This is a genomic window from Cryptosporangium minutisporangium (assembly GCF_039536245.1).
In the GTDB taxonomy this organism is placed as follows: domain Bacteria; phylum Actinomycetota; class Actinomycetes; order Mycobacteriales; family Cryptosporangiaceae; genus Cryptosporangium; species Cryptosporangium minutisporangium.
In genome coordinates, this window is sequence record NZ_BAAAYN010000044.1 from 159,015 (window position 1) to 173,564 (window position 14,550).

At 70.9% G+C, this 14,550-nt stretch carries 19 protein-coding genes and 1 pseudogene; 7 read left to right on the plus strand and 13 right to left on the minus strand.

Annotated features, from left to right (window positions below; all coding sequences use genetic code 11):
- Window positions 1-35: 35 nt before the first annotated feature.
- Window positions 36-494: a MarR family winged helix-turn-helix transcriptional regulator gene (locus ABEB28_RS31040; protein WP_345731797.1), complete on the plus strand. Its 459-nt coding sequence runs from the start codon at window positions 36-38 to the stop codon at window positions 492-494.
- Here the strand turns inward: ABEB28_RS31040 and ABEB28_RS31045 are convergent.
- Both ABEB28_RS31045 and ABEB28_RS31050 read right to left on the minus strand, forming a co-directional pair.
- Window positions 461-1,138 carry a response regulator gene (locus tag ABEB28_RS31045; RefSeq protein WP_345731798.1) on the minus strand — a complete coding sequence of 226 codons (678 nt, stop codon included), beginning with the start codon at window positions 1,136-1,138 and terminating at the stop codon, window positions 461-463. The genes ABEB28_RS31040 and ABEB28_RS31045 overlap by 34 nt on opposite strands.
- Window positions 1,131-2,276, minus strand: coding sequence for a sensor histidine kinase (locus ABEB28_RS31050; RefSeq protein ID WP_345731799.1), 1,146 nt, complete (start codon window positions 2,274-2,276; stop codon window positions 1,131-1,133). The genes ABEB28_RS31045 and ABEB28_RS31050 overlap by 8 nt, the downstream gene beginning before the upstream one ends.
- Window positions 2,277-2,387: 111 nt before the next feature.
- Here ABEB28_RS31050 and ABEB28_RS31055 point away from each other — a divergent pair, with 111 nt between their 5' ends.
- Window positions 2,388-2,903 carry a hypothetical protein gene (locus ABEB28_RS31055; protein WP_345731800.1) on the plus strand — a complete coding sequence of 172 codons (516 nt, stop codon included), beginning with the start codon at window positions 2,388-2,390 and terminating at the stop codon, window positions 2,901-2,903.
- Here ABEB28_RS31055 and ABEB28_RS31060 read toward each other — a convergent pair.
- The 5 genes from ABEB28_RS31060 to ABEB28_RS31080 all read right to left on the minus strand — a co-directional run bounded on the left by ABEB28_RS31060 (window position 2,874) and on the right by ABEB28_RS31080 (window position 6,385).
- A complete protein-coding gene (locus ABEB28_RS31060; protein ID WP_345731801.1) occupies window positions 2,874-3,278 on the minus strand; it encodes a DUF3037 domain-containing protein in 405 nt (134 codons plus the stop codon). The genes ABEB28_RS31055 and ABEB28_RS31060 overlap by 30 nt on opposite strands.
- The gene (locus tag ABEB28_RS31065; RefSeq protein WP_345731802.1) at window positions 3,275-4,123 is read right to left on the minus strand and encodes a HipA family kinase; all 849 of its coding nucleotides are present in this window, start codon (window positions 4,121-4,123) and stop codon (window positions 3,275-3,277) included. The genes ABEB28_RS31060 and ABEB28_RS31065 overlap by 4 nt, the downstream gene beginning before the upstream one ends.
- 24 nt (window positions 4,124-4,147) lie before the next feature.
- The gene (locus ABEB28_RS31070; RefSeq protein ID WP_345731803.1) at window positions 4,148-4,897 is read right to left on the minus strand and encodes a metallophosphoesterase; all 750 of its coding nucleotides are present in this window, start codon (window positions 4,895-4,897) and stop codon (window positions 4,148-4,150) included.
- An 87-nt stretch (window positions 4,898-4,984) separates the two neighbouring features.
- A complete protein-coding gene (locus ABEB28_RS31075) occupies window positions 4,985-5,266 on the minus strand; it encodes a DUF6510 family protein (RefSeq protein WP_345731804.1) in 282 nt (93 codons plus the stop codon).
- Window positions 5,267-5,305: 39 nt separating this feature from the next.
- Window positions 5,306-6,385, minus strand: coding sequence for an AbrB family transcriptional regulator (locus ABEB28_RS31080; protein WP_345731805.1), 1,080 nt, complete (start codon window positions 6,383-6,385; stop codon window positions 5,306-5,308).
- Window positions 6,386-6,636: 251 nt separating this feature from the next.
- Between ABEB28_RS31080 and ABEB28_RS31085 the strand changes: the two genes are divergently transcribed.
- Window positions 6,637-7,296: a class I SAM-dependent methyltransferase gene (locus ABEB28_RS31085; protein ID WP_345731806.1), complete on the plus strand. Its 660-nt coding sequence runs from the start codon at window positions 6,637-6,639 to the stop codon at window positions 7,294-7,296.
- Between the two features lie 5 nt (window positions 7,297-7,301).
- On the plus strand, window positions 7,302-8,150 hold the full coding sequence (locus ABEB28_RS31090; RefSeq protein WP_345731807.1) for a nucleotidyltransferase domain-containing protein: 849 nt from the start codon (window positions 7,302-7,304) through the stop codon (window positions 8,148-8,150).
- Here the strand turns inward: ABEB28_RS31090 and ABEB28_RS31095 are convergent.
- Complete coding sequence (locus tag ABEB28_RS31095; protein ID WP_345731808.1) at window positions 8,107-8,514, minus strand: VOC family protein; 408 nt, start codon at window positions 8,512-8,514, stop codon at window positions 8,107-8,109. The genes ABEB28_RS31090 and ABEB28_RS31095 overlap by 44 nt on opposite strands.
- Before the next feature lie 85 nt (window positions 8,515-8,599).
- Between ABEB28_RS31095 and ABEB28_RS31100 the strand changes: the two genes are divergently transcribed.
- Complete coding sequence (locus ABEB28_RS31100; protein ID WP_345731809.1) at window positions 8,600-9,547, plus strand: helix-turn-helix transcriptional regulator; 948 nt, start codon at window positions 8,600-8,602, stop codon at window positions 9,545-9,547.
- Here the strand turns inward: ABEB28_RS31100 and ABEB28_RS31105 are convergent.
- Window positions 9,532-9,969, minus strand: coding sequence for an SRPBCC family protein (locus tag ABEB28_RS31105; RefSeq protein ID WP_345731810.1), 438 nt, complete (start codon window positions 9,967-9,969; stop codon window positions 9,532-9,534). The two genes, ABEB28_RS31100 and ABEB28_RS31105, sit on opposite strands and share 16 nt — an antisense overlap.
- A gap of 8 nt (window positions 9,970-9,977) precedes the next feature.
- Entirely contained in the window at window positions 9,978-11,360 is a 1,383-nt protein-coding gene (locus ABEB28_RS31110) for an aminotransferase-like domain-containing protein (protein ID WP_345732044.1), read from the minus strand.
- A gap of 121 nt (window positions 11,361-11,481) precedes the next feature.
- Between ABEB28_RS31110 and ABEB28_RS31115 the strand changes: the two genes are divergently transcribed.
- Both ABEB28_RS31115 and ABEB28_RS31120 read left to right on the plus strand, forming a co-directional pair.
- Window positions 11,482-12,705, plus strand: coding sequence for a Tm-1-like ATP-binding domain-containing protein (locus tag ABEB28_RS31115; protein WP_345731811.1), 1,224 nt, complete (start codon window positions 11,482-11,484; stop codon window positions 12,703-12,705).
- On the plus strand, window positions 12,702-13,538 hold the full coding sequence (locus ABEB28_RS31120) for a phosphoenolpyruvate hydrolase family protein (protein WP_345731812.1): 837 nt from the start codon (window positions 12,702-12,704) through the stop codon (window positions 13,536-13,538). Before ABEB28_RS31115 ends, ABEB28_RS31120 begins: the two co-directional genes overlap by 4 nt.
- Here the strand turns inward: ABEB28_RS31120 and ABEB28_RS31125 are convergent.
- The 3 genes and pseudogenes from ABEB28_RS31125 to ABEB28_RS31135 form a co-directional block, all read right to left on the minus strand.
- Window positions 13,527-13,859, minus strand: a pseudogene (locus tag ABEB28_RS31125) (DUF5615 family PIN-like protein); the annotation flags it as partial. The gene ABEB28_RS31120 and the pseudogene ABEB28_RS31125 sit on opposite strands and share 12 nt — an antisense overlap.
- Window positions 13,860-13,892: 33 nt before the next feature.
- A complete protein-coding gene (locus tag ABEB28_RS31130) occupies window positions 13,893-14,123 on the minus strand; it encodes a DUF433 domain-containing protein (RefSeq protein ID WP_345731813.1) in 231 nt (76 codons plus the stop codon).
- A gap of 114 nt (window positions 14,124-14,237) precedes the next feature.
- Window positions 14,238-14,372: a hypothetical protein gene (locus ABEB28_RS31135; protein ID WP_345731814.1), complete on the minus strand. Its 135-nt coding sequence runs from the start codon at window positions 14,370-14,372 to the stop codon at window positions 14,238-14,240.
- Window positions 14,373-14,550 lie beyond the last annotated feature (178 nt).

The window sequence follows — 14,550 nt, forward strand, 5'->3', positions numbered from 1 at the left end:
CATGTGAAAAGGCAACTAGTTGTCTAATGGTATGCATGAACTCCGAAGATCTGGAAGCCGTCGAGCGGGCGGTCGTCACGATGCGTCGCAACATGACGCGGCGGACGTTCGCGCGCCTCGCCGGCCAGGGCGAGGCCCCCGCTACCTACGACGTCCTCGACGTGGTGGAAGCCGCCGAGGACGCCGCCGAGCCCGCCACCGTCTCGACGGTCGCCACCGCACTCCAGGTCGACCAACCGCGCGCCAGCCGTCTCGTCGCCGCCGCGGTCGACGCCGGCTGGCTGCAGCGCGTCGCCGACCAAGCCGACGGGCGCCGCGTGCTGCTGGCCCGCACCGAGGCCGGTCGCGCCGTCTCCGAGCAGATCCACGAGTTCCGCCGGACGACGTTCGCTGCGGCGATGGCGGACTGGTCGGACGACGAGCGGGCCCTCTTCGCCCGCCTACTCACCCGGTTCGTGGCTCAGCTGCCCGGAACCACCAGACCGCTCTCGTAGGCCAGCACCACCAGCTGCGCCCGGTCGCGTGCCGCCAGCTTGAACAGCAGCCTGCTGACGTGCGTCTTCACCGTGTTCAGGCTGACGACGAATTGGTCGGCGATCTCCGCGTTGGACATGCCCGCCGCGACCTGTCCCAGCACCTCGCGTTCGCGCTCGGTGAGCCCGTCCAGCCCCACCGGCTCGGCGGCCGACCGGTGCGTCGGTGAGCGCCGCACGAACTCGGCGACCAGCCGCGTCGTGACCCGGGGCGTCAACAGCGCCTCTCCCTCGGCAACCACGCGGATCGCGGCCACCAGGTCCTCCGGCGGGGTGTCCTTGAGCACGAAGCCGCTGGCACCGGCGCGTAGGGCGGCGAAGACGTGCTCGTCCTCGCCGAACGTCGTGACGATCAAGACCCGGGCGTCGAGCGACTCATCGCCCGCGACGTACCGGGTGGCCTCGAGACCGTCCATCCCCGGCATTCGGATGTCCATCAGCACGACGTCCGGCCGCAGTGCCCGGCACTGGCGCACCGCTGTCGCTCCGTCGGCGGCCTCACCGACCACGGTCAAGCCCGGCGAAGCGTTCAGCAGCACTCGGAACCCGGCGCGGATCAGCGCCTCGTCGTCGACCACGAGAACCCGCACCGACTCGTCAGGCACGGGCCGCCTCCCTCGGGAACCGAGCCACCACGGCGAACCCACCGTCCGGGCGCGGGCCGGCCTCGACCGTGCCGTCGTGCAGCGCGACCCGTTCCTGCATACCGGCCAGGCCGAAGCCGGAGCCCGAACCCGTCCCCGAGTCGGAGCCCGCCTCGTTCACGACCGTGATGCGGAGCTCGTCCGCCAGCCCGGTCACGTCGACGGTCACCGGTACCGGCCCCGCATGCCTGGCGACGTTCGTCAGCGCCTCCTGGACGATGCGGTAGGCGGCCTCCTCCACCAGCGGTGGTACCTCGACGTGCGGTGAGACGCGGAGGGTGACGGGCAAGCCGAGTGTCTCCACCAGCGCGGGCAGGTCGGCGAGCGACGGTGCGTCGACGCGGACCTCGTCGCGCAGCGCGTGCAGCACGGCCCGCAACTCGTCCAACGCCGATCGGCTCGCGTCCTCGATGGCGCCGAGCGCGACCCGTGCCTCGTCCGGCTGTTCGTCGAGCACCACCCGCGCGACGCCGGAGCGCACGGCGATCATGCTCAGCGTGTGCGACACGATGTCGTGCACGTCGGCGGAGACGCGCAGGCGCTCCTCCGCCCGGATCCGACGCTCCTCCTCGCGTGCCCGCTGCTCCTCCCGGGCGCGGAGCTGCTCGCCCAACCGGCGCCGCACTCCGAACAGGTACCCGAGCAGCCCGGCGGGGACCGCGGTGACCAGTTGGATCGCGTCCTGCGCAGTCCCGGGGTGGATGGCCATCGCGGTCAGCTCCGCGGCGGTCACCACCGCGATGGCCGTGATCCCGGCCCGGAGCGCGGCCCGAACGGGGAGGCGGTCGGCCACCGTGAAGACGGCGATCGCCAACGCTGGCCCGCCGTTGCTGACGAACGGCGTGAAGCGGACGTCGCTGAGCGCCGCGACGACGAGCACGGCCGCCACCGTCGCCAACACGGCGACGGGTGCCCGCCGCCGGACGACCAGCGGTAACGCGACCAGCACCCCGAAGACCACGATCGCCGCGGTCGGCCCCTGACCGGGAGTCGCACCGGCCAGCACCGGCACCGAGAAGAGCACGAACGACCCCGCCGCGATGCAGACGTCCACCACGTTCGGCGCCGGTCGGCCCCCGCGTTTCGCCACGTCGATCACGCCCACGACGCTATCCAGCCCTCCGGATCACCGCGTCACTCCTCAGAATGACGAGCCGGATCATCGCCCGGAGTGACGCGCGGCCGCGGGTCTGGGCGCGAACGTCGAGCCATGCCCACGAACCGCTTCTCAGTGACCGTCGCAGCCGTCGCCACCTTCGCCGGATTGCTCAGCGGCGTCGCCAGGTACCTCGGCCGCTCCGACGAGGCCGAACGACACGTGCCCGGCACCGAGGCCTGGTTACCGCACCTCGCCGTGGGCGTCGTCGTCGTGGTCTGGTTCCTGATCGCGTCCCGCCGGAGTCCGCTCGGATGGCGGGTGATCCTGGCTCCGGTCGGCCGTCCGATCGCGGCGCGGATCGCCGCGACGTTCCGCTCCCTCGCCGTCCTGCGGTGGCCGGTGGTCGCTTTCCTGCTCCTGTTGGAGGTATACATGTGCTGGCGGATCGGCTTCCAGGTGTTCGCCGGGCTCGATCCGAACTTCACCACGAACGCCTGGGGAGGCCCGTCCTACCTCGGCGCGATGTTCTGCCACTACCTCGACGGCGCCCTGCTGTTCCCGGTCTGCCACGTGCTGCTGCGGTGGGCGACCGTGCCGTCAGCTGACCGGGAGCACGAGCACGCGTAGCAGCCGTTCGGCGTCCGCGTCCGGGTCGCTGGTCAGCCCGGTGTGGACCGGGCCCGGCTGGATCACCGTGCTCCGTGGTGCGGTCAGCCAGCGGAACCGCCGGCCGATCTCCTCCTCGCCCGCCGGCCCGGTCGCCCCCGCTGAGCACGTCTGCGCGGCGGCCCCCAGCGCCCGACCGATCGCCTCCGGATCCGCCGCCGGGTCGAGCGCCCGAAGCCGGTCGACGTCGAGGTGGACGCGGGACCCGAGGTAGCTCAGTGGCCGGCAGTAGAGCAGGACGCCGGCGTTGATCGCCTCGCCGCGCTCGACCCGCGGCACGACCCGGAGGACCGCATACTCGAAGACGTGCCGGGTCGTCTCCCTGCCCTCGTTCATTTGCTGCTCTCGAGCCACGCCGGGCGGTTCGACTGCACGCTGCGGCGGCTGCCCCGCGCGGTCGCGGCCGTCTCCCGCAGCGGCGGCACCCAGGACGAGCGGGCGTCCAGCCGGGCCCGCAGCCGGTCCACGTACGCGCGGCGGACGTGGTCCACCGAGTCGAAGCCGGGCTCGTCGGCGAGCCAGACGTCCGGGACCTCCGCCACTGCGGCGGCGAGTACGGCGTCGGTGACCCGGGGTGCCAGCTCCGTGTCGGCGGCGTCGATCGCGGCCGGTTCGCCGCCGGCCGGTGCGCAGGCGATCAACGCGTGCTGGGTGGCGTCGAACGGCCGGTCGGCGGATTTCGCCGCACCGGGCCAGTTGTGGTGGAAGGTCAGCGTCGCCCCGTGGTCGATCAGGTGGAGGTTGCCGTGCCAGTAGAGCATGTTCGGGTTCCGCCACGACCGGTCCACGTTGCCGACCAGGGCGTCGAACCAGAGCACCCGGCCGGCGAGCGCCGGGTCGACACCGAACACGGTCGCGTCGAAGTCGAGGGCTCGCGGTAGGTAGTCCATGCCCAGGTTCAGGCCTGCGCTCGCCCGCAGCAGGTCCTGGACCTCCTGGTCGGGCTCGCCGCCGGCCAGTGCCGGGTCGACGTCGACCGTGACCAGGTCGGGCACCGGCAGGCCGAGCGTCCGCGCCAAGGTTCCGCTGACGACCTCGGCGACGAGCGTCTTACGACCCTGACCGGCGCCGACGAACTTGACGACGTACGTCCCGAGGTCGTCGGCCTCCATCAGGCCGGGGAGCGAGCCACCCTCGCGGAGCGGCGTCACATATCGGACGGCGGTGACATGGGGCAGCACAGTCCCCGAGAGTAGGCCGTCGCCCTACGCGCTGACGACGCGATAATGCGTGGTCAGCCGCTGATCCTCGTCGAGGACGTGGAACGCCAGGCCGGGCGGCAGGTCGTGGTCGACGACCCGTTCGCTCTCCCAGGGCAGGAGCAGCGTCGAGACCACGCCGGGCGCGACCAGCAGCGGACGTCCTGCGAACGTGGAGGCGGCCGCGGTGTGTGCGTGGCCGGTGAGCACGGCGACGACCTGGGGATGGTCCGCGAGGAGATCGGCGAGCCGCTCGGCGGAGGCCAGCCGAATGTCGTCGATGTACGGCTGGTGCAGGGTGACCGGCGGGTGATGGAACGCGACGAATGCGGGGACGTCGTCGGGCAGCGCGGTGAGTGTGGCGCGGATCCAGTCGAGTGTTTCGTCGGTGAGTACCCCGTCGGCCCGGCCGGGGATCGTCGAGTCGCAGAGCAGGAACGCGGGGCCGGCGTCCAGCCGGTGCAGGCGGTTGATCGGGCCGTCCGATCCGCTGTGGTCACCGAGCAGCACCGCTCGGTACGCCGGACGCCGGTCGTGGTTGCCCGGGCAGTGAAAGAGGTGATCCCGCCCGGCGAAGAGTTTCGCGGCCTCCTCGTATTCGCTCGGAGCACCGTGGTCGGCGATGTCCCCGGTGACCAGGATCGCGTCCACGGGGCGCCGGAGTGCGTCGAGGTAGTCGAAGACGCTCTCGGCGCGGCGAGTGGCCCGCTCCCCACCGTCCAGGTGCAAGTCGCTGACGTGCGCGAGCAAAGTCATGGCGGGGAGCCAATCACGGAGTCGGGCCGCCGAACAGGTCCACCGGCACCGCGGGTGGCCCGGAGCTGCCCGGGAAAGCCAACCGGCTCAGTCGTCGATCGCGAAGGACAGGCAGGTGATGCCGCTGACGTCGAGCCGCGTGGCGCCGGGGGTGCTCACCAGGCTCATCAACGTGGCGCCGCACCCGCGACAGCGCATCACCAGGCCGGGACCGCCCAGGTAGACCCGGGTGTCGGCGAGCATCGACATCCGCCCGCACGCCGTGCACTGGCCGCGCACGGTGGTCGGCTCGACCGCGAGGAGCTCCTGCAGCGGACCTGCGGCGGCGTTGCCGTCGACGTAGGCGTAATCCTCTTCCGGGATGTCCACGGGCTCATCCTCCCCCGTCGGGCAGCCGCCGGGCAGAGATCACGGGACTGAATCCGGGTCCGTGTCCTCGGCCGGCCTGGGTAGCGCCCGACGCCGGCTCAGCAGCACGGCGATCGCCGGAGCCAGCAACAGCATCACGATCACCCGCAGCACTTGAACGGTGAGGACCAGCGTGGTGTCGGCTCCGGTGCTGGTGGCCGTGGCGAGGACGGCGTAGAGGCCACCCGGCGTGGTGGCGAGGTAGGCGTCGAGCGGTGAGGCGCCGGCCAGGCGCAGCAGCGGGATACCGACCGCGGCGGTCGCGACGATGAGCGCAACGACCAGGCCGAGCGCGAGCGGAAGCACGCGTCGCACCGAGCGCAGGCTCTCGCGGGTGAACGAGAGCCCGACCTGCAAACCGATGAGCGCGTACGCGACCTGCTCGATCGCCGCCGGCACGGTGGCACCCTGCGAGACGCCGGTGGCGGTCAGGACCGCCGAGATCAGCATCGGACCGAGCAGCGCCACGGCCGGAACCTTCGGCAGGTACCTGGCGAGTGGGAGCCCGACAACGGCACACCCGGCGGTCACCAACAGGTCGACGACGAGCGGAGCGTCCCCGCCGGTGGGCGCGGTTCCGGTGCCGCCACCGCCGGGGAGCGCGGTGGCCACCGCTGGCATCGCGACCACGATCACCAACACCCGCAGGTACTGGACCACCTCGACGACGCGCTGGTCGGCTCCGAGTTCGTGGCTGATCGCCGTGAGGCCGGACGCGCCGCCGGCAACCAGGGCGAACGAGCCGGTAACCGGGTCGAGGTCGCGGTGCAGGCCGAGTAGGACGCCGACGAGCAGGCTGAGTACGAGCGTCGCGAGGGTGGCGGCGAGGACGACCAGCCAGTCGCTGGCCAGTGCTCCGATCGCGCTCGGTTGAACCAGCGCCCCGATCAGGACGCCGATGCAGGCCTGGCCGAGGCGGGTCGCGATCAGCGGCAGCTTGTAGGGCGGTTGGTCCGTCTTCCGGATCGAGACCAGCACGCCGACCAAAAGAGCGGCGAAGAGCGTCGCGGACGGGAGCCCGAGGGCGGTGAACCCGAACGCAACGAGCGCGACCGCAGCGGCGATCAGGAACCAGGCCATTGGGTCTCAGCGTAAGCAGCGGCGGATCCCGGGCTCGGGTGGGAATGAAAGGGCGGGGTAGCGCCTTCTACTGGGTGCCGGTTCGGTCCATGCCCCCGGGCCTCACCTTCGCCGCTGCGAGCGGCCACTCGCCGAGAGGCGGCTGCCGGGCCGGCACCTAACTTCTCCGGGCGCGCGTAGATCGCGCCCCATTTTTGTGCCCAGCCTCGCCGACGTCTGCGGCCGCGCAAGGTTCGGTAGGGTCCCCGGTCGTGACCGAGCCCCATGTGGTCCGCGCCGCCTACGACTCGATCGCCGTCGACTACGCCGAACACTTCGGCGACGAGCTCGTCGGCAGTCCGCTCGATCGGGCGTTCCTGACCGCGTTCGCCGAGTTGGTCCGCACCGACCCATCGCCCGCTCCGACCGCGAGGCTGGTGGCGGACGTCGGCTGCGGGCCGGGCTTGCGAACCGCTTTCCTCCACGACCTCGGCCTCAGCACCATCGGCATCGACCTGTCGCCGCAGATGATCACGGTCGCCCGACAGCGCCACCCCGAGCTGTCGTTCGAGGTCGGCTCCATGCTCGACCTCCCGCTGGACACGGCGTCCGTGCACGGGCTCGCCGCGATGTACTCGCTCATCCACATCCCGGACGAGCACCTTCCCGTCGCCATCGCCGAGTTCGCCCGGGTTCTGGTCCCCGGCGGGCACGCGCTGGTGATCTTCCAGACCGACGCCGAGACACGGCACCTCGCCGAGGCGTTCGGCAAGCCGCTCGGCCTGGACTACCTCCGGCACCCCGTCGAGCGCATCGCGGGCCTGCTGCACGCCCACGGCCTGCCCGTCCATACCCGCATGCGGCGCGAGCCCGACGAGACGATGACCGCCCCGTACGCGTACCTGCTCGCCCGAAAGACCTCGGAAGCCTAGAGCGTATGGACAGTGCGGTCCGGCAGTACCTCGACGACCTGATCGTGGCGGCGCGGAGCGTTCTCGGTGAGAACCTGGTCGGTGCCTACGCGGCCGGATCGCTGGCGCTGGACGCTTACCAACCGGGTCGCAGCGACATCGACGTGGCGTTGGTCGTCGAGGACGCAGTGCCGACGGCGCGGAAACGAGCGCTGGTCACCGCACTCCGGCACGAGAACCTCGCCTGCCCGGCGAGGGGCCTCGAACTGGTCGTCTACCGGAGTGCGGCGGTGCGATCGGGGACGGTGGAACCTGGCTTCGAGGTCGAGTTGAACACCGGCGCTCGGATGGAGTTCCGCGAGACCTACGACCCGGACGAGCGGCCGGCTGCGGACGGCCGGTTCTGGTACGCCCTCGATCGGAGCATCCTGCACCAGTCCGGACGGGCGCTCCTCGGCCCGCCCGCCGACGAGATGTTCGCCGACCTCGCGCCGGCCGACCTGCGATTCCTGCTCATCGAGGCGCTGAGCTGGTGGCTAGCGCTCCCGACCCCGGACGGCGACGCCCCGGCTCCCGGCGCCGAGGACGCCGTCCTCGGTGCGTGTCGCTCCCTCGCGAAACACCGGCACGGCCGTTGGCTCGCGAAGACCGACGCCGGCCGGCGGATCGCGTCCACCGGCCCGGCGTCCACTGGCCCGGCATCGGCCGACCCGGCGTCACCCGGCCGGGCGTGGCCCGGCGCTGCGTCCGGTGTGATCGAACGGTCGATCGCGGCCCGCGCCGGGGGAACTCCTCCATCCGGGCCGGAGGCCCGGGCGTTCCAACGGTGGGTCATCGACGAAATTCGTCGAGGACATCCAGGTAGTGCTGGTTGAACATGACGCCCAACACGTTGCCGAACGGGTCGACGACCGACGCCGTCACGTAGCCGGGGCCGCGCTCGGTCGGCTTCTCGTGCTCGGTCGCGCCCAGGTCCAGCAGCCGCTGGTAGGCCGCCTCGATGTCGTCCACGGCCCAGTAGGTCACCGAGCCCGCGCCGGCTGCCGTCGGCGGTGCGTAGCGACGGTCGAGCAGACCGAACTCGTGCTTGTAGTCGCCGATTCGGAATTCCAGGTACGCCGGCGGCCCGTCGAGCGGCCGGACGAAGTACGGCTCGACGCCGAACAGCTCGCTGTACCAGGCGGCAGCCGCCTCGACGTCGTCGACGAAGTGAACGACGGTGGTGAGTCCTCGCAACATCGGTGCGCTCCTTCTCTCGGGGACAACTCCATCCTGCGAGTCAAAGTGCTCACCAATTGATCACTTTTAGAGCGAGACTCGATTCATGCGCGCTGACCGTCTCGTCGCCACCCTGTTGCTCCTCCAATCGCGGGGACGGGTGACCGCCGCGGACCTCGCCACGGAGCTCGAGATCTCGGTCGCCACCGCTCGCCGCGACCTGGAAGCGCTGTCGGCCGCCGGGATCCCGGTCTATCCGCAGCCCGGACGCGGCGGCGGGTGGCAGCTGGTCGGCGGCGCACGCACCGACCTGAGCGGTCTGTCGGCGACCGAGGCGCAGGCGCTGTTCCTGCTGGTGGGCCCTGCTGCGGCGGTGTCGAACGAGGCGAAAACCGCCCTGCGCAAACTCGTCCAAGCACTTCCCCGCACCTTCCGGGCGGATGCCGAGGCAGCGGCCGACGCCACGATGATCGACTCGACCCGCTGGAGCGAGCGCGAGCGACGCCGGCCCGAACGGGTGCAGCTGCTGCAGACCGCGGTCGTGCGCCGGCGCAAGGTTCGCCTCGTCTACACGAGCGGTACCCGCGAACGCTCCGAGCGGCTCGTCGACCCCTGGGGCCTCGTCGACAAGGACGAGGTCTGGTACCTGATCGCGGGCACCGACAAGGGCCGTCGCACGTTCCGCGTCGACCGGATCGTCGAGGCGGAACCGACCGATGAGCCGAGCACCCGACCGGACGACTTCGCGCTGGCCGAAGCATGGGACGAGGTGGTCGGCGAGGTCGAGCAGCGGCGCTCGCGTACCTGGGCGACCGTCTTGATCGAAACCCGCTTCGTGCCGATCCTGCAGGGTCACTTCGGACGGCACTGCCACGTCGACGCCGAACTGGACGACGGACGCTCGCGAGTCCGTCTCGCCGCCCCGACACCGCTCGACATCGCCCGCAACCTCGCCGGCTGGGGAAGTCAGGTGGAGGTACTCGACCCGCCGCCGGTCCGGGCTCAGCTGGCCCGGATCGGCGCGGAGCTGGCCGACCTCTACCGGGACAAGTGATCCTTCAGCGCCCCGAGCGCCGGCTCGAACACCTCCGCGGCGAAGAACGACGTCCAGTGGCCGCGCTCGGCCCCGACGCAGTCGAAGACGACGCTGTACTCCACGAACGAGCGACCGTCCGACACCGGCGTCACCCGCAGCGTCGCGACGTAGTCGACGACCGGGAACGGCGCTGGGTCGCAGAACTCGTAGCTGTAGGAGCGGTCCAGGTCGGACAGTGCTAGCAGCCGCTCCCGGATCGTGGACTCACCGAGCCGGAAGGCGCGCACCGCGCCCACCTGGTCCGCTGCTTTGCCGTCCTCGATGTGGCTCTCGCTCACCGCAGCCGGCCACCAGGTGGCCAGACCGTTGAAGTCCCGGGCCACGGCCCAGACCGCGGCGGCGTCGTGCTCGAACACCGTGCTGTAGTACGACCGGGCCATGCTTCCTCCTAGGGAATGAGTGCGGTCAGTCCGGCCCGCAGCATGGTCGGCTCGTGCCAGACCGGTAGCCGCAGGAACGTGCGTTGTCCGGCGTAGGTGGAGAAGCCCGGCCCCGCGGCTAGGCGGACGCCGACCCGCTTGCCGTGCTCGGCCAGTGCGACGGCGTCCTGACCGGTGTCCACCCACAGCCCGGAGCCGCCGTCGATCGGGTGCCAGCGCCAATCCGGGAACGCTGCGGTCAGCTCCGCTTCGGTGGCCGCCAGCGCGTCCGTCAGCATCGCCCGGCGCTGTGCGCGGGCGACGTCCGTACGGCCGATCAGCTCCACCGCCAGCAGCTGGTCGACCACCGAGGACGCGAGGTCAACCGCCTTACGCAGCTCGACCAGGCCGTGGATCCAGGGCTCGCTCGCGCGGATCCAGCCGATCCGGACGCCGCCCCAGAACAGCTTCGACGCGCTGCCGATCGTCACCAGCAACTCGGGATCCACCAGACCGGCCAGAGTCCGGGCGACGGCCGGGCCCGACAGCGTGAGGTCGGCCGAGCAGGTGTCCTCGATCGTCACCAACCCGGCGTCGTTGACCACCGCGGCGAGCTCGCCGCGCGCGGCGTCGGTCATGCTGCGGCCGGTCGGGTTGTGGATCGCCGTCTGGCAGTACAGCGTCTGCGGCTTGCGGTTCAGCGCACGCCGAACCTGCCCGACGTCGAGCCCGCCGCCGCTCAGCGGAAGGCCCTCCACACGAGCGTCGGTGGCGCGGATCGCTTCCAGCGCGCCCCGGTAGGTCGGCTCCTCCATCAGCACGAGGTCGCCGCTGCCGGCCAGGCTGGTGACCGCGAGCCACGTCGCCTGCTGTGCGCCGGACGTGACCAGGATCTGCTGCGGCCGGGTCGGCAGACCGTCCCGGGTGTACTGGTCGGCGATCGCCTGACGCAGTACCGGTAGCCCGGCCGGGAAGTAGCCGTCGGTGGCCAGGTACGCGGTGAGCTCGCCGGCCAACGGGCGTCCGAGCACGTCGGCAGCGACCGGCGATGCGGGGAGCGAGCCGGTCGAGAGGTCGACGATGTCGACCGGTGCGCTGGTGAACGAGAACAGGCGGCCGCTCGGACGGCCGTTCAGCTGGCTGCGCGCCGAGCGGACGCGGGAGCCGGAGCCTCGGTTGGTGGCGAGGTGGCCGCGGGCTTCGAGCGCCTCGTACGCGGCGGTGACGGTGCCTCGGGAGACCCGGAGTGCGGTGGCGAGTCCTCGTTGCGGCGGCAACAGGGCACCGGCCGGCACCAATCCCGCGTCGATCAGTTCGACCAGCGCGGCGACCAGGTCCTCGGTGAGCGTGGCGCGGCCCGTCGTCCAACGGCCGAGCAGGCGGCAGAGCTCGCTCGCGTCGAGTGCCGTCATCGCCACCGGTGCACTGTCTCACTGTGCGGCGTCCGCGGCGTGGGCCAATCGGCAGGAATTGGCCCGGACCGTGGGTGCCGTCTGCGCCTAACCTCGGGTACCCCGGCGAAAGGTGAGGTCAATGGCGACCGTTGCGCTGCTCGGCACGTTCGACACCAAGGGCGACGAGTACACCTGGCTCCGCGACCGGCTCCGCGAGTTCGGCGTCGACGTCATCACGATCGACGTCGGTTCGTTCTCCACCAGCACGCTCGCGGACGTGCGCTCCGACGAGGTGCTGGCCGCAGCCGGCGCCGACCCCTCCACGCTGCGCGAACGCCGCGATCGCGGCGAGATGATGACCGCGATGGGAACCGGCGCCGCCCTCGTCGTCCGCCGCTTGTTCGACCAGGGCCGGGTGCACGGGCTACTCGCCGTAGGTGGCTCCGGTGGTTCGTCGGTGGCGGCGCCCGCCATGCAGGCGCTGCCGATCGGCGTCCCCAAACTGCTTGTTTCGACGATGGCCAGCGGCGACGTCCAGCCTTACGTCGGCGAAGTGGACGCGACGTTGATGTACTCGGTCGTCGACGTCGCGGGCATCAACTCGGTCTCGGAGGCGGTGCTCGGGAACGCCGCAGCCGGCATCGCGGGCATGGCCCGCGCGTACGAACGGCGGGCGCCGACGGCCGACCGTAAGCCACTCGTCGGGCTGACGATGTTCGGCGTCACCACCCCGGCCGCGGACGAGGCGCGCGAGCGCCTGACCGAGCTCGGCTACGAGGTGCTGGTCTTCCACGCGACCGGCACCGGCGGTCGGGCGATGGAGAAGCTCGTCGAGTCGGGGATGCTGGCCGGGGTCTGTGACCTGACGACGACCGAGCTCTGCGACGACCTCGTCGGCGGGGTGCTCAGCGCCGGTCCGGGGCGGCTGGAGGTCGCCGGGCGGCTGGGCGTGCCGCAGGTGGTCAGCGTGGGGGCGCTGGACATGGTCAACTTCGGGCCCCGCGAGACGGTGCCGCACCAGTTCGAGGAACGGAACCTGTTCGTGCACAACCCCACGGTGACGCTCATGCGGACGACGCCGGAGGAGATGGCCGAGCTCGGGCGCCGGATCGCGTTGAAGCTGGCGGCGTCGACCGGGCCGACCGCGCTGTTCCTTCCGCTTCGCGGCGTCAGCGCGATCGACGTCGACGGCGGACCGTTCCGGGACGCATCCGCGGACGCGGCCTTGTTCGACGCGCTGCGGTCCGAGCTGGCCGGGTCGGGTGTGTCGGTGTTCGAGCTGGACGTGGCGATCAACGACGCCGGGTTCGGCGCCGCGGCGGCGGAGGCGCTGCACGCGTTCATCAAGGGAGCTTCGACATGAGCAGGCAAGAGGTTCTGGCGAGGTTCCGGGCTGCGGTCGCGGCCGGTCGGCCGATCATCGGCGGCGGCGCCGGCACCGGGATCACCGCGAAGTCCGCCGAGGCCGGCGGTATCGACCTGCTGATCATCTACAACTCGGGCCGGTTCCGGATGGCTGGTCGCGGGTCGCTCTCCGGGCTACTGCCCTACGGCGACGCGAACGCGATCGTGATGGAGATGGCCTCTGAGGTACTTCCGGTCGTTTCGCGGACGCCGGTGCTGGCCGGAGTGTGCGGCACCGATCCGTTCCGCGTGATGCCGTACTTCCTGCGCCAGATTCGCGACATCGGATTCGCCGGTGTACAGAATTTTCCGACGGTCGGCCTGATCGATGGGGTGTTCCGCGCGAACCTCGAAGAGACCGGAATGGGGTACGGGCTCGAAGTCGACATGATCCGGCAGGCGCACGAGCTGGACCTGCTCACTGCGCCGTACGTGTTCGACGAGGAGCAGGCCGCCGACATGGCGCGCGCCGGTGCCGACATCCTGGTGCCGCACATGGGCCTGACGACGTCCGGGACGATCGGTGCGCAGACGGCGCTCACACTTTCCGAGGCCGCGGCGCGGGTTCAAGCGTTGGCGGACGCCGCTCGGCGGGTGAACCCGGACATCCTCTGCCTGTGCCACGGCGGTCCGATCGCCGAGCCGGCCGATGCGCAGTACGTGCTCGCGCACACCGAGGGCGTGGTCGGTTTCTTCGGAGCGTCGTCGATCGAGCGCCTCCCCACCGAGGTGGGCATCCGCAAGCAGACCGAAGACTTCAAAGCGCTGACGTTCAAGTCCTCAGGGCAGTAGTGGCAGCCGACGAATCCGAAGGCAGTCGTCGCCCAGCACTGCCACGGCGCCTTCGACCAGATCCCCTTCCATCGACTCGAGGTTGGCGAGGATGATCGCCGCTTGGTCGGCGGCGCGGCGGCCGACCAAGCGGCGGATCAGTACTACCGACGGCCTCCGCGAGCGGCGCATCGCGAGTAACGCGCCGAAGTCGGTATAGGCCGAGATCAGGACTCGGATTTCGGCATCCGCCCGTTCGAGAAGTTCGAGGTCGGAAGCGGCCTGCATGCCGTAGTCGCGTACGTGCGCGGCATCGTGCGGCTTCGGCGAGGCACTTCGCGACGAGCGGGGAGACGTTGTTGTCCACCAGGAACTTCAAGCCGAAAGCCTCAGCGGAAGCGCCCTTTCTCGGACCGCGACCGCTGCGAAGCGGAGGGCTTCCGTGATGTCGTCCGGCGTCAGATCGGGGAGCTCAGTGCAGATCTCGTCTGAGCTCATTCCGTCGGCGACCATGGCCACGACAGTCGTCACCGGAATCCGCAGTCCATGGATGCACGGTTGGCCGTCCATGATCGCCGGATCCACGGTGATCCGTTCGAACACCATGTGGCGGACCGTACTCCGCAGGTCAGGGGCTAGCGGCGGTGTGATGCTGCTACTAGCCAACTGCGGCGTCGTCCATCTCATTCCAACGAGTGTGCCTGAGGTTGATGCGCTCGGTCAGGGGCCGGACGGGGGGCGGATGTTGATGGGCGCGTCGAAGTCGTAGAACTCGGTCGTCGACGTGCCGTCGCGGCCCGTCACCGTGATCCGCCGGATGACATCGTCGGCGACCCACACCTCGATCCGGGACACCGTCGACGGATACTCCAGCTCGAACCAGGCCAGCTGACCTCGGCGTCAAGGTTCATGGCGAGTAGGACGACCCCATCGACCTTTCAGGCGTCTCGAGGGCCTGGAGCCGAGGGTCGGATAGGCCACCGCGTCAGTCCAGATGCCGAGAACGCCCGCGACGGTCGCCAGTCCCGGCAAC

Excerpts from the sequence above, each read along its gene's own strand:
- ABEB28_RS31040 (WP_345731797.1), top strand. The coding sequence starts at position 36 with ATGAACTCCGAAGATCTGGAAGCCGTCGAGCGGGCGGTCGTCACGATG.
- ABEB28_RS31055 (WP_345731800.1), top strand. The coding sequence starts at position 2,388 with ATGCCCACGAACCGCTTCTCAGTGACCGTCGCAGCCGTCGCCACCTTC.
- ABEB28_RS31060 (WP_345731801.1), bottom strand. The coding sequence starts at position 3,278 with ATGAACGAGGGCAGGGAGACGACCCGGCACGTCTTCGAGTATGCGGTC.
- ABEB28_RS31070 (WP_345731803.1), bottom strand. The coding sequence starts at position 4,897 with ATGACTTTGCTCGCGCACGTCAGCGACTTGCACCTGGACGGTGGGGAG.
- ABEB28_RS31080 (WP_345731805.1), bottom strand. The coding sequence starts at position 6,385 with ATGGCCTGGTTCCTGATCGCCGCTGCGGTCGCGCTCGTTGCGTTCGGG.
- ABEB28_RS31090 (WP_345731807.1), top strand. The coding sequence starts at position 7,302 with ATGGACAGTGCGGTCCGGCAGTACCTCGACGACCTGATCGTGGCGGCG.
- ABEB28_RS31095 (WP_345731808.1), bottom strand. The coding sequence starts at position 8,514 with ATGTTGCGAGGACTCACCACCGTCGTTCACTTCGTCGACGACGTCGAG.
- ABEB28_RS31100 (WP_345731809.1), top strand. The coding sequence starts at position 8,600 with ATGCGCGCTGACCGTCTCGTCGCCACCCTGTTGCTCCTCCAATCGCGG.
- ABEB28_RS31105 (WP_345731810.1), bottom strand. The coding sequence starts at position 9,969 with ATGGCCCGGTCGTACTACAGCACGGTGTTCGAGCACGACGCCGCCGCG.
- ABEB28_RS31110 (WP_345732044.1), bottom strand. The coding sequence starts at position 11,360 with ATGACGGCACTCGACGCGAGCGAGCTCTGCCGCCTGCTCGGCCGTTGG.
- ABEB28_RS31115 (WP_345731811.1), top strand. The coding sequence starts at position 11,482 with ATGGCGACCGTTGCGCTGCTCGGCACGTTCGACACCAAGGGCGACGAG.
- ABEB28_RS31120 (WP_345731812.1), top strand. The coding sequence starts at position 12,702 with ATGAGCAGGCAAGAGGTTCTGGCGAGGTTCCGGGCTGCGGTCGCGGCC.
- ABEB28_RS31130 (WP_345731813.1), bottom strand. The coding sequence starts at position 14,123 with ATGGTGTTCGAACGGATCACCGTGGATCCGGCGATCATGGACGGCCAA.